11 protein-coding genes are annotated in these 12,379 nt (G+C 74.6%); 6 read left to right on the forward strand and 5 right to left on the reverse strand.

Features of this window, described 5'->3' with window-relative positions; all coding sequences use genetic code 11:
- Nucleotides 1–208 precede the first annotated feature (208 nt).
- Both ACF08W_RS27325 and ACF08W_RS27330 read right to left on the reverse strand, forming a co-directional pair.
- Nucleotides 209–3,466, reverse strand: coding sequence for a sacsin N-terminal ATP-binding-like domain-containing protein (locus ACF08W_RS27325; protein WP_392280913.1), 3,258 nt, complete (start codon nt 3,464–3,466; stop codon nt 209–211).
- 317 nt (nt 3,467–3,783) lie between these two features.
- Nucleotides 3,784–4,728, reverse strand: a complete 945-nt coding sequence (locus tag ACF08W_RS27330; RefSeq protein WP_385214597.1) for a DUF3027 domain-containing protein — start codon at nt 4,726–4,728, stop codon at nt 3,784–3,786.
- A 406-nt stretch (nt 4,729–5,134) separates the two neighbouring features.
- Between ACF08W_RS27330 and ACF08W_RS27335 the strand changes: the two genes are divergently transcribed.
- From ACF08W_RS27335 to ACF08W_RS27350, 4 genes are all read left to right on the forward strand, one after another.
- Nucleotides 5,135–6,532, forward strand: coding sequence for an MFS transporter (locus ACF08W_RS27335; protein ID WP_392280828.1), 1,398 nt, complete (start codon nt 5,135–5,137; stop codon nt 6,530–6,532).
- Between the two features lie 27 nt (nt 6,533–6,559).
- On the forward strand, nt 6,560–7,039 hold the full coding sequence (locus tag ACF08W_RS27340; protein ID WP_385214603.1) for a DUF2771 domain-containing protein: 480 nt from the start codon (nt 6,560–6,562) through the stop codon (nt 7,037–7,039).
- A 62-nt stretch (nt 7,040–7,101) separates the two neighbouring features.
- Complete coding sequence (locus tag ACF08W_RS27345) at nt 7,102–7,812, forward strand: futalosine hydrolase (protein WP_392280829.1); 711 nt, start codon at nt 7,102–7,104, stop codon at nt 7,810–7,812.
- A complete protein-coding gene (locus tag ACF08W_RS27350; RefSeq protein WP_385214608.1) occupies nt 7,793–8,671 on the forward strand; it encodes a 1,4-dihydroxy-6-naphthoate synthase in 879 nt (292 codons plus the stop codon). Before ACF08W_RS27345 ends, ACF08W_RS27350 begins: the two co-directional genes overlap by 20 nt.
- Nucleotides 8,672–8,767: 96 nt before the next feature.
- On the opposite strand, the gene ACF08W_RS27355 is transcribed toward ACF08W_RS27350, so the two are convergent.
- Entirely contained in the window at nt 8,768–9,151 is a 384-nt protein-coding gene (locus ACF08W_RS27355; protein ID WP_352278636.1) for a cold-shock protein, read from the reverse strand.
- A gap of 219 nt (nt 9,152–9,370) precedes the next feature.
- Between ACF08W_RS27355 and ACF08W_RS27360 the strand changes: the two genes are divergently transcribed.
- The gene (locus tag ACF08W_RS27360; RefSeq protein ID WP_352278635.1) at nt 9,371–9,595 is read left to right on the forward strand and encodes a hypothetical protein; all 225 of its coding nucleotides are present in this window, start codon (nt 9,371–9,373) and stop codon (nt 9,593–9,595) included.
- 280 nt (nt 9,596–9,875) lie between these two features.
- Here ACF08W_RS27360 and ACF08W_RS27365 read toward each other — a convergent pair whose 3' ends face one another.
- Nucleotides 9,876–10,499, reverse strand: coding sequence for a histidine phosphatase family protein (locus tag ACF08W_RS27365; RefSeq protein ID WP_385214612.1), 624 nt, complete (start codon nt 10,497–10,499; stop codon nt 9,876–9,878).
- 130 nt (nt 10,500–10,629) lie between these two features.
- Nucleotides 10,630–11,361, reverse strand: coding sequence for a DUF4097 domain-containing protein (locus ACF08W_RS27370; RefSeq protein ID WP_392280830.1), 732 nt, complete (start codon nt 11,359–11,361; stop codon nt 10,630–10,632).
- A gap of 286 nt (nt 11,362–11,647) precedes the next feature.
- On the opposite strand from ACF08W_RS27370, the gene ACF08W_RS27375 reads away from it, so the two are divergent.
- Nucleotides 11,648–12,292 carry a hypothetical protein gene (locus ACF08W_RS27375; protein WP_392280831.1) on the forward strand — a complete coding sequence of 215 codons (645 nt, stop codon included), beginning with the start codon at nt 11,648–11,650 and terminating at the stop codon, nt 12,290–12,292.
- The last annotated feature ends 87 nt before the right edge of the window (nt 12,293–12,379 follow it).

Genomic DNA, 12,379 nt, shown 5'->3' on the forward strand with positions numbered 1-12,379 from the left:
CCCGTGGAGGAAGGCCCCGCGGGCGCGGGACGCGCCTCGGGCGGGGCTGGTTCGGACGTGAGTCTGCTGACTCGTGAGACCAGACCCGCGAGGCGCGTAAAGGGTTGTACAAGGAAATGGATTTCCTGCGAAGGTCGCGCATATGCGTACGTACGGATCGGCCGCCCGGGCCGACCGGAAGCGGGCGGCCCGGCCGGACGGCCCCGGCTCAGTCGAACCAGCGGTCCCGGGCCAACTCCTCCGTACGGGACGGGTCCTCCAGCAGCGCCGCGACCTCGAAGCGCCGCGGCCACTGCCCGGCCGCCCAGGCCAGCCCCGCCGCGACGCCCTCCAGCGTGGCGGCGTGCACCGTGCCGTCCGGCGTCCGGCGCCAGTCCAGCTCGACACCGCCCGCGCGCAGCTCACCGTGTTCCACGTACACGTCCGGGGTGCCCGCGCCGAGGAGGGCCCGCACCGACTCCGGTACGCGGTGCTCCTCGCCCTCCGTCGTCACCTCCGCCGCCACGCTCTCGCCGAGCCGCCGCACCTGGAGCAGCTCGGCCAGCTCCGCCGCCCGCGCCGGGGCGACCGGCAGCAGCGGCAGCCCGGCGGTGAGCGGCAGCAGGTCGGGGGCGTCCGCGATCAGGGCGTCCGCCGCGTCCACCACCCGCACCTCGCCGTCGACCACCGCGCGCACCTCGTCCACCAGCGTGACCTGCTCGGGGTCCAGGTCGGCCAGCGCCGTGTACAGCGCGTGCAGCTGTACGGGGTCGACCGGGCGGTCCGGGTCCGCGAGCCGGCCGAGGAGTTCGGCGGCGCCGCCCGGCTCGTCGAGCAGCGCGGCCACGGAGGTCCGTACGCCCAGTGCGTGCAGCACCTGCGCGTCGTCGAAGCCGGTCGCGTCGGCCGCGTCGTACAGCCCGGCCAGTCGCGGGTCGCCGCCGGCGGCGCGCAGCCCGGCGGGGCGGCGGCCGTCGAGCACCGGGTGGTCGCGCAGCCACCAGGCGGTGTAGGGGCGGACGGACTGCGTGGTGCCGTCCGGGAGCAGCACCCGCACCGGCTGGGTCAGCGCGTCCCGCAGCGGCGGCCGGGCGAGCAGGGCGAGCGCCTGCGGCCAGGCGTCGTCGGCGACGAGGTCGAGGTCGCGGACGGCGACGATCTCGGTGGCGACCGGCGGTACGGGGCTGTCGGGGAGCCGGTCGAGGACGTCCTCGCACCAGACGTCGACGGCGTCCAGCAGCCCGGCGTCGTCGGGTTCGGCGAAGTCTCCCTCGCGCGGTTCGAGTTCGTCCGGGTCGAGGACGACGTCGGTGGCCCGGACGAGGGCGAAGGTGGCGAGCACCCCGCAGGCGGTGAGCGGCTGCTCGCCCCAGCGGTCGGCCAGTTCCTGGTCGACCAGGGCCAGTTCGTCCTCGCGCATGATGGCGGCGAACGGGCTGTCGGGGAGGACGAGTTCGCCTGCGGGGGCCGGTTCGCCGTCCTCGTCGGGGAGGGCGAGGGCGCCCAGCCAGGGTTCGTCGCCGGGGGCCAGCTCGGCGTCCCGCACCAGGGTGAGGACGGTCTCGGCGAGCTCGTCGGCGTCCAGTCCGTCCTCGTCCCAGATCTCGCCCGCGTCCAGCGATCCGGCGACGGCGGCCCGCACCTGCGGGGTGGTCAGCACGGCGCGCGGGGTGGCGGGCAGGGCGCCCAGCTTCTCCAGGAGGGGGTGGGCGGCGTCCGGGTGGGCGACTTTCAGCCCGAGCCGGGCGAGCCGTTCGAGAACGGGGCCGGTGAGGGCGTCGGGGAGCGGGAGGAGGACCTGGCGCGGCCCGATGGTGGTGCGGGGCAGGACGGGGGCGAGGGGCCCGCCGTCCTCCGGCGCGCCGCCCCCCGGTCCGTCCGTGCCCGGCGTCCCGGCCAGCGGCACGGGCAGGCCGGTGAGGCGGTCCGGGTCGATGCCGGAGAGGCTGTCGTAGAGCCGCCGCCACCAGCCGGGGTCGCGCTCCAGTCCGGCGAGCCGGTCGATCGCCTCGGTGAGCGGCACCCGGGCGACGCCCAGCGTGCGCAGCTCGGCACGGCGTTCGAGGCCGGCGGGCAGCAGGCACGGCAGCACCTCGGCGAGCACCCGCACGGTCTCGGCGCCGACGCCCTCCACCACCTCGGCCTCGATGGGGCGCAGCGCCCCGGTGGCCTCCTCGGCGGCGGGTGCGCCCGTGGGGCCGTCCGTGGAAGCGTCCTCCCAGTCATACCGGCCGGCGGCCTCGTCGGTGGTGGTGTCGCGGGGGGCGGCGGGGGCCAGGAACGCGATGCGCGGCAGCCGCTCCAGGATCGCGGCGCGCAGCCTCCCGTCGAGTTCGCCGGTGCCGAGCGGGCCGGGCACCAGGTCGACGGTGGCTGCGGTGACCGGCCGCCAGGCGGCGAGCAGTTCGGCGTACGCGTCGGCGGCGCGCTCCACCAGGAAGTCGGTGAGCGGTCCCGGGGCGAAGTGGCGGCGCGCGGTGTCCAGGGGCAGCGAGGCGATGAGCAGCGCGGGGACGCCGAGGGGTTCGTCGGTGGGGGTCGGGGCGTGGACGACGGGGAGGGTGCGGGGGCGGACCGGGGCGCCCTCCGCGTCCACCGGGACCGCCCAGGTGACCGACCAGTGCGGGCGCAGCCGCTCCTCGCGGGGGCGGTCGGCGAGGAGTTCGGGTCCGACGGGGCCGTGGTGGGTGACGGTGCGCCAGCGGTTGGTGCCGTGCGCGGTGTCCTCGACGTGGGTGTACGGACCGTGTTCGGTGCGGCGCAGGGTGCGTACGGTCCCGGGGGTCTCGACCACGATCTCTTCGAGGCCGCGCAGGGTGAGCAGCAGGGCGTCGTCGACCGCGGAGAGCAGCCGGTCCACCAGGTCCTCGGCGGTGCCGTCGCGCAGGGGGAGGACGACGACGGTGTCGTAGCCCTCGGGTGCGGTGCCCTCGGCGGGCAGCGGGAGCCGGAGCAGCGGTACGTGGCCGTCGCGGCGGCGCAGTTCGTCGCCGAGTCCGGGGCTGGCGGTGGCGGCCCGGGCGGCGAGGTCGCGGGCCTCGGCGAGGGACCAGCGGACGCCGCCGTGCCGGCCGACCACGGCGGGTTCGTCGCTCACCGCGAGGACCGCGGCGAAGCCGACGCCGAACCGGCCGACCGCGCCCTCGTGCCCCTCCCGCTTGGCGGAGGCGCGGAGCGTGGAGAGCGACTCGACGCCGGTGGCGTCCAGCGGTGCCCCGGTGTTGGCGGCGGCGAGGACGGCGGGGCCGTCCGGCCCGGCGGGGCGCAGGGTGAGGCGGAGGCGGCCGGGGACACCGGCGCGGGCGGCGGCGTCGGCGGCGTTCTGGGCCAGCTCGACGACGAGGCGGTCGCGGTAGCCGCCGAGCGCCAGCTCCTCCTCCGCGTTGGCGTCCTCGCGGAACCGGGTGGGGCCGGCGCCCCAGGAGTCGAGCACTCCGCGCCGCAGTCGCGCGGTCCCGAACGGGTCGGCCCCCTCGGTCGCATTCATGCCCACGCTCTGCTCCGCTCTTTCCGGTATCCGGTCACGCACGGCCCATGGGGCCCAGTGTGCGCCCGAAGGTACCGGGTCCTCGCGCGGGGCGTGGCCACGGGACGGGGCATCGACCGGTTCGGGCGCTGCCCACCTGCGGAATGCGGCGGCCCGGGGGCGTGCCCGTACGCGGGCGGCGCCGGAACCGGCCGGGGCCGGGGCCGGTACGCGCCCCCGGACCGCGCCGCACCGACGCGTGGCCGGGATCCCCCGGAGGCGCGGACCGTACGCGCCCCGGGCCGTGCGGCCGCCCGGGACAGGGTCGGGGACAGGGCCTACGAGTGGCCGAGGTCCTCCGTCGGCTCGTCCGCCTCCGCCGGGACCGACCCGGAGTCGCGGGCCGGACGGAGCGGGTACTCGTCGACCCGCATCGTGTCCAGGGCGTGCGGCGCGGGCTTCGGCGTCTTCGGCATGACGGCCGCCTCGGAGTGCCCGCCGCAGCCGTACGCGAGCGAGACGACCCGCCCGTCGGCCGGGCCGAACTCGTTGGCGCAGACCCCGAACGCCTGCCGGAGCGACCCGGCCAGCGGCACCAGGAAGGCGCAGGAGGAGCAGGAGGCCGGGGCCGCCTGCGCCATCGGCGTCCGGGCGCCGAACTCCTCGTCCCACCGGTCGGCCGCCATGTGCAGCCCGTACCGGGACAGCACCCGGGCCCGCCGCATGCCCAGCTCGTCCGCGACCGCCGCGATCGATCCCCGGGTCGTCGTCGCAGGGCGGGTGGTCAGCTCGGCGTCCTCCGCGTCGGCCCGCTCGGCCAGCTCGTGGGAGACCTCGGGGACCACCGAGTTCGGCGGCGGCTCGTCCTCGCCGGTGTAGCCGGGCTCCAGACGGATGTCGTCCGCCTCGGTGGGCAGCAGGTCGCCGGGGCCCATGTCGCCCGGGCGCAGCCGCTCGCTCCACGGCACCCACTCCGGGGCGAGGAGGGCGTCACTGCCCGGCAGCAGCACCGTTTCGTCGATGGTCACGTACCGGGCGCGGGAGGCCCGGGCCACGGTCACCGCCCAGCGCCAGCCCCGGTAGCCCGGCTCCTTGCACTCGAAGAAGTGGGTGACGACCCGGTCCCCCTCGGAGACCACGGCCACATGCTCGCCCACGATGCCCGGGGCGGCGGCCTCCTCGGCGGCCGACCGGGCCAGGTCTACCGCCTCGGCGCACAGGCGGTCGGGAACGGGGGTACGGGCCGCACGGGCCGTACGGCTTCGCGTCGTCGCAGCACTCACAGGTCTCGCTTCTCTCCTACGCCAGTCTCACGAGCGCCGCCAGCACATCCATCGGTTTCGGCCATGACGGACGCGGGCGGAGCGGACCTGGGGGCCGCGTCGACGTCCACACCCGTTGTTGCCTGCCTCGGGCACACCTTTCGCTTCCCATTCTGCGGGATCGCCGAGAGGCGCGCGGCCGAGAACAATCGCCGGTGGCGCGCTACGCACGCTACCCTCTCCGCCGCGCCCCGCCCACCTGCCCGTCCCAAACGAGGCCGTATCCGGTGTCGTGTCCGGGGCCCTCCGTCCGCGAACGGGCCGCCGGGCACGTCCGCCGGGACGCGGTGCCGGACCGCTGACCGTACGGGGCGCGCCGTGCGCCGAAGCCCGTACGTCCCGACCGCCTCTGGGGCAGTATGGCGACGTGGCTGCCGCCAGGTCGCACCAGGACCCCGGGCCGGTCCGCAGGACGGGCCGGGCGGTCGGCCGCGCCCTGCGCGCCCCGTTCACCGGCACCGCCCGCGCCGTCCGGCGGGCGACGCACGCGCACGGCGCCGGGGAGTCCGGCCTCGGCAAGCTGATCGAGCTGCACGCCGTGAACGGCGCGGGCGACGTGATGATCACGGTCGCGCTCGCCTCGACGGTCTTCTTCTCCGTGCCGACCGACGAGGCCCGCGGCCGGGTCGCCCTCTACCTGGCCGTGACGATGGCGCCGTTCGTCCTGCTCGCCCCGGTGATCGGCCCGCTCCTGGACCGGCTGCCGCACGGCCGCCGCGCCGCGATGGCGGCGTCGATGCTGGCCCGTACGGTGCTCGCGGTCGCCCTCTCGGGTGCGGTGGCCACCGGCGGGCTGGAGCTGTATCCGGCCGCACTGGGCGTCCTGGTCTGCTCGAAGGCGTACGGGGTGGTGCGCAGCGCCGTGGTGCCCAGGCTGCTGCCGCCGCGCTTCTCGCTGGTGAAGGCGAACTCCCGGGTGACCCTGGCCGGGCTGCTGGCGACCGGGATCGCCGCGCCGATCGGGGCCGGGCTCCAGCTCGTCGGGTCCGCCTGGCCGCTGTACGGGGCGTGCGTGGTCTTCCTCGGCGGGACCGTGCTGGCCTTCACGCTGCCGGGCAAGGTCGACTCCGCGAAGGGCGAGCGGCGGGCCCGGCTGGTCCCGCCGCACGGGGCGGCCGCCCCGTCCCGCGCGGGGCGGGGCGGCCGGAAGAACAACGGGGAGAGGCGCCCCGGGCTGCGTTCGGTGGGCCCGTCCGTACTGAACGGTCTCCAGGCCAACGCCGCGCACCGCGCGCTCTCCGGCTTCCTGATCTTCTTCCTGGCCTTCCTGCTGCGCGAGCACCCGTTCCCCGGGCAGAGCGCCGTCGTCTCGCTCGGCGTCGTCGGCGTCGCCGCCGGGGCGGGGAACGCGATCGGTACGGCGGTCGGCTCCTGGCTGCGGGCCCGCGCCCCCGAGGCGATCGTCGTGGCGGTGCTGGCCCTGGCCCTGGCCACCGCGGTGCTCGCCGCGCTCCTCTTCGGCACGGTGACGGTCGCCGCGCTGAGCGGCGTCGCGGGTTTCACCCTGGCCCTGTCGAAGCTGTCGCTGGACGCGATGATCCAGCGGGACGTACCGGAGGAGGTGCGGGCCTCCGCGTTCGCCCGGTCCGAGACGGCGCTCCAGATGGCGTGGGTGGTCGGGGGCGGTATCGGCATCGCCCTGCCCCTCAACGGCGTACTGGGCATGGCGGTCGCGGCGGGCCTCCTCGCCCTCGGCGCCGCAACGTCCGTACGGGGTCTGGTGGGCGCCGCACGACGCGGCTCGCCGCACCCCCGCGTGGCGTGAACCGGAGCGCCCGATAGCCTTCGGCCCATGACCGTTGCGTTCTTCTCCGGTAAGGGCCGTCGAATCGGCGTCGCTCTTGGTGCCGTGTCCGCGGGACTCCTCGTCCTCTCCGCCTGCGACAAGCCGACGCCGCTCGCGACCGTAACGGTCGGTGGCAACTCGGTGAGCACCGAGGCGTCCTGCTACAACGACGGCAAGGCCCTCAAGAAGTCCGATTACCAGAGCTGCCTCAACAAGAAGGCGGAGAAGTCCGTCGAGGTCGCGATGGACGACAAGGTCCGCTTCGGCGTCGACCCCGAGATCGCGGACAACGGCTGGACCCTGTTCATCAACGGCCAGCAGGCCGAGCAGGAGCCGTACACGAAGACCTACCGGTCCATCCCGGGCTCCGCGTTCTTCTCCAGCCAGACCGGTGAGACGGCGGACAAGACGCAGATCTCCATCGTGGAGACCAAGGACAAGCAGCTCGTCGGCGTCTGGCACTTCGAGCTGAAGAAGTCCTCCTGACCGTCTTCCGACCGTCGCCCGGCCGGCTTCCGGCCTCTTCCCGACTCCGGAGAGTTCTTTCCGTGCGTGTGCTCGTCGTGACCGCTGTCCCGGTGGAACGGGACGCGGTCACGCGCACGTTCGGGGAGACTTCCGTGCACCGGGTGCCCGGTGCGGAGATCCACCGTGCGGGCCCCTTCGACGTGCTGGCGGGCGGTGTGGGCCCGGCCGCCGCGGCGGCGTCGACGGCCTTCGCCCTGGCCGCCGGCGGCCCGGCCGGGGACGGTTACGGCCTGGTGGTGTCGGCCGGGATCGGCGGCGGGTTCGCCCCGCTCGCCCCGGTCGGCTCCCTCGTGGTGGCCGGCCGTCTCGTCGCCGCCGACCTGGGCGCCGAGACGCCCGAGGGCTTCGTGCCCGTCACCGGCCTGGGCTTCGGGCGCGACCAGCACCTCCCGCCCCGGTCGCTGGTCCGGGCCGTGGCCGACGCCACCGGCGCGGCCACCGGTGACGTGCTCACCGTCTCCACCGTGACCGGCAGCGCCGAGCGCGCCGCCGCCCTGCGCGCCGCGCACCCGGCGGCCGCCGCCGAGGCGATGGAGGGCTTCGGGGTCGCGGAGGCCGCCGGGCTCGCCGGCGTGCCCGTCCTGGAGATCAGGGCCGTGTCGAACGCGGTCGGCCCGCGCGACCGGGACGCCTGGCGCATCGGCGACGCCCTGACCGCGCTCGCGACCGCGTTCGGGAAGCTCGCCCCCGTACTGGAAGGTTGGACCAGCCATGACCACCACGACGCCTGACCAGGTGCCCGCCCCGGCGGCCCCGCTCCGGATCGCCTACTCTCCCTGCCCGAACGACACCTTCGTCTTCGATGCCTGGGCGCACGGCCGGATCCCGGACGCGCCCGCCCTCGATGTCACCTTCGCGGACATCGACATCACCAACGGCCTGGCCGAGCGCGGTGAGCTGGACGTCCTGAAGGTCTCGTACGCGGTGCTGCCGTGGGTCCTCGACGAGTACGCGCTGCTGCCGTGCGGCGGGGCGCTGGGCCGGGGCTGCGGCCCGCTCGTCCTCACCCGGGAGCCGGGTACGGACCTGACGGGCCGGACCGTCGCCGTGCCGAGCGAGCGCTCCACCGCCTATCTGCTGTTCCGCCTCTGGGCGGCCGAGGTGGTGCCGGGCGGGGTCGGCGAGATCGTCGTCATGCCGTTCGACGAGATCATGCCCGCGGTGCGGGACGGGAAGGTGGACGCCGGTCTCGTGATCCACGAGGCCCGGTTCACGTACCAGAACTACGGGCTGCACAACCTCGCCGACATGGGCCGCCACTGGGAGGACACGACCGGGCTGCCGATCCCGCTGGGCGCGATCATCGCCAAGCGCTCGCTGGGCGCGGAGACCCTGAAGCTGCTCGCCGAGTCGGTGCGCGCCTCGGTGCGGGCGGCCTGGGACGACCCGGAGGCGTCCCGCCCCTATGTGCTGGAGCACGCCCAGGAGATGGATCCCGCCGTGGCGGACCAGCACATCGGGCTGTACGTCAACGAGTTCACCGCCGACCTCGGCGAGGCCGGTTACGCGGCGATCCGGGGCCTGCTGACCCGCGCGGCGGCCGAGGGACTCGTACCGCCCCTCGCCCCGGACGCACTGGCGTTCGTCTGATCCCGGCCACCGTTCGGGGGCCGGGTCGGACGTGCGACGTCGAGCCGGTCAGCCGGCCGGACATCGAGCCGGGCTGCCGGCCGGACGTCGATCCGGTCAGACGTCGAGCTGATCGGCCACCGCGCGCAGCAGACCGCCGATCTTCTTGCCGGCCGCCTTGTCGGGGTACCGGCCGCGCTCCAGCATCGGGGTGATGTTCTCCAGCAGGGTGGTCAGGTCCTGCACGATGGACGCGAGCTCGTCCGGCTTGCGGCGCTGTGCGGCCGCGACGGAGGGGGTCGGGTCCAAAACCGTCACCGAGAGCGCCTGGTCCCCACGCTGACCTGCGACGACGCCGAATTCGACGCGCTGGCCCGGCTTGAGGGCGTCCACGCCGTCGGGCAGCACGGAGGAGTGCACGAAGACATCTCCGCCGTCGTCGCGGGAAAGGAAACCGAAGCCCTTCTCGCTGTTGAACCACTTGACCTTGCCAGTCGGCAAAGCACGCACCCCATCTCAACCCGTATGCCCGTATGCCGGAACAAAGCCTCAGCAGGTCAGGCTATCCAGTGGTGGTGCTGTCCCCTGCTGGCAGCAGCCTCCCCAGGGGGGGTACCCGCCGTCAAGCCTGATCATCCGGACTCTGTCCGGAAACGACACCCCTCGGGGACCCCAGTGGCCGAACAGCGGTTCGCCGCCGCCGGGACATACCCTGGCGGGGTGAGTACTACACCTTCTGGCGCGGGCGACCGGCTGGTCCGGATCGGCGCGATCGTCTTCTTCGTCGGCGCACTGTCCACCCTGGCCACCATGGCCCCGCTCTTCCTCGGCACCCACCCCCTGCCGTCCATCGCCTGGTCGCTCTGCATGCTGATGGGCGTCGGCTTCCTGATCGCCGCGGCGGGCGTGATCCGCTCCGCCCGGGCGAACTCGGCCAAACGCTGATGGCTGACCCCAGGACCCCGGGCCCCTGCCGGGCACCCGCACCGCGACCGCCGAGCGCCTCCATGACGCGGTCAAGCGGCGGCGGGCGCGGCTGCGCACGGAGCGGACACGCGGACGTGGGCAGGGCGATCGAGCTCCTGGAGCGGCCGGCCGCCATCGACCTGGGTGAAGGCTCCCGGTGAGAGCAGCCCCGGGCCCGCGTCATCGACACCGCCGGGCTCCGCGAACTCCTGGGCTGAACGGGTGCCCCGCTCGCGGGGGACGTCGACGGCCCTCCGGCTCAGACGCGGAGCTCCGGCGGACAGCCGGTCCAGCGGATCCCGGCGGGGAGGTGGCCGGTGTCGTTGAAGAGGAGGACGGCCGGCGGGCGGTCCGGCGCGTAGTGGATGACGGTCAGGGCCGCATTGGCGTGGTTGATGCCCAGCCACCGCCACTTCGGCGCACCGAGCGCGGCGCGGATCAGCCAGCCGGTGAGGAAGTTGTGGGTGACGAGCAGTTCGTGGCGGGGCTCGTCCCCGGCGACGGGCCCGGTGAACCGGTCGAGCGCCGCCGCCGCGAGACGGGGGCCCTCCGCGCGTTCCTCGGCGGTGAACCGGTCCAGGAACGCCGTCCAGTCGTCGGCCGCCTCGGGCGGCAGTTCCTCGCGCGCGGGGAGGTGGGGAACGTAGTCCCCGGCCTCTTCCGAGCACCGCAGCGGAACCCCGTCGAACCCTTCTCCGACCAGCCGCGCGGTCTGCCGGGCGCGGGCCAGCGGGCCGTGGTGGATCACCGCGAGCGGCACCCCGTCGAGCCGCTCCCCCAGCAGCCGCGCCTGCCGTCGACCCGCGTCGGTCAGCTCGCTCTCGTCCGGCGACGCCTCGCCGTGCCGGGTCAGATAGAGGTAGCGGGCGGCCGTGCCGGTCATGGACTGGTTCCTCCGTGGGGTCGGTGCCGCGATCCCACGGAGGGACGCCACCGCGCACGGCCCCGGTTCCCGGAGGGCGAGGGCGCGAAGCCGTGGGTCGGGGTACCCCTTGTAAAAGACGTGAGGCCGGTCAGGGGTTCCTGACGGTGATGTCGCCGTTGCTGCTCTTCAGCCCGAGATGGTGCTTGCCCGCCGGGGCGTCGGGGACGTCGATGGTCCGGTCGCCGTTCGTCGTCTCCGCCGTGACCGCGTAGTCGGCCTTCGGCAGGGTCAGGGTGATGTCCCCGTTGGACGTCGTGGCCCGTACGTCCGGGGGTGTCGTCGCGGTCAGGTCGATCGCGCCGTTGGAGGTCCGCGCCCGGATGCGTTCGGCCGCGATGTTCTTCCCGGTGATCCTGCCGTTGGTGGTCCCGACCTCCACCGCGCCGGACACGCCGTCCATCTCGATCCGGCCGGAGCTGGTGGTCACCTTCACCGCCCCCACCTTGGCCAGGTGCACGCTGCCGCTGGAGACCTCCCCGGTCACCGGGATGCCCGCCGGTACGTCGACGGTGTAGCGGACGGAACAGCCGCTGCCGCAGCCGCCGAGGATCAGCACACCGTTCTCGATCCGGTGGGTGGCGCCCGTGGGCCGCTCGTCCCGGTAGGTGATCTCCCGGTGCAGGGAGAGCTTCCCGCCGCCCGCCCTGCCGTTGACGGTCACACCGCCCGCCCGGTTCTCCAGCCGTACGGAGGTGATCTTCCCGGACAGGGTGCTGGTGTCCTCCGTCTTCTCCCCCATGACCAGACCGCACCCGGCGAGTCCGGCGACCGCGAGCGCGGCCGCCGTCAACGCTCCGATACGGTGCAGTTCCTGACGCATGAACAGGCCCCCCCAGTCCCTCGGTCATCCGGCCCTCCGGACCCGATGGCACCCAAGCTACGAGAAGCCTTCGAGGGGCGGCCATGGGGGAAACCCCCGGTTCGACGGAGGGGCAACCACATCGCGATCATGTCACGGACATGCCACAACGGCGTCCGGATACGGGGACTTCCACACCCTCTGACCTCGCGGTTCCCTCATAGTGATCAAGCGGGCGGCGCGGGGCCGACGGAGCTTCGCGGCAGGCCGCAGATCAGCACGTCATCGATCAGCAAGGGGTTCTCTCATGTCCGGCAACCGGCGCAAGGCCTTTCTCGTATCCGCTGTGCTCGTGGGCGGCGCGATGCTGATGACGGCCTGCGAGGACCCGGGTGGCGACGGGGGCGCGGACAGCGCCGCCCCGCAGAATTCCGCCTCCGCCGCCGCCTCGTCCGGTTCCTCCGGCGCGGACAGCGGCCAGGGCTCGGACAAGGGGAACGACCAGGCCGGTGGCTCGGGCACCGACGGCGGCACCGGCCGGGGACAGGTCGGCCAGGTCTGCGGCGCGAACGATCTCACCTGGGGCACCAGGACCGAGAGCCAGGCGGGCGGCTACCTCCTCATCACCGCGAAGGCGAAGCCGGGCATCACCTGCTTCCTCCCCGCCAACCCCCCGACCGTGGCCTTCGGCTCCGACGGCACCGAGGCGAAGCCGTTCGACCAGGCCCCGGCCAAGGAGATCAAGCTGAGCGGCACCACCACCGCCTACGCCGGGATGACTCCGAAGACCACCAACACGAACGGCGGCCTGGAGATCGGCATCATGGTCGTGGCCACCGGTGAGAGCGACGCGAATCCGGAGACGCTGAACATCGACACCATCACGGTCGACTCCCCCGCCGTGACCAACTGGCACACCTCCGCCGAGGAGGCCGTCCCGGTCGGCGGCTGACCCACCCCGGCCCGCCCCGGGCGGGCCGCCCCCGCCCCGGGCGGGGGTTTTCCGTACCCCGGGGTGGCCTGCTGCCCGGATGGGCCG

Source organism: Streptomyces sp. NPDC015144, assembly GCF_043079735.1.
In the GTDB taxonomy this organism is placed as follows: domain Bacteria; phylum Actinomycetota; class Actinomycetes; order Streptomycetales; family Streptomycetaceae; genus Streptomyces.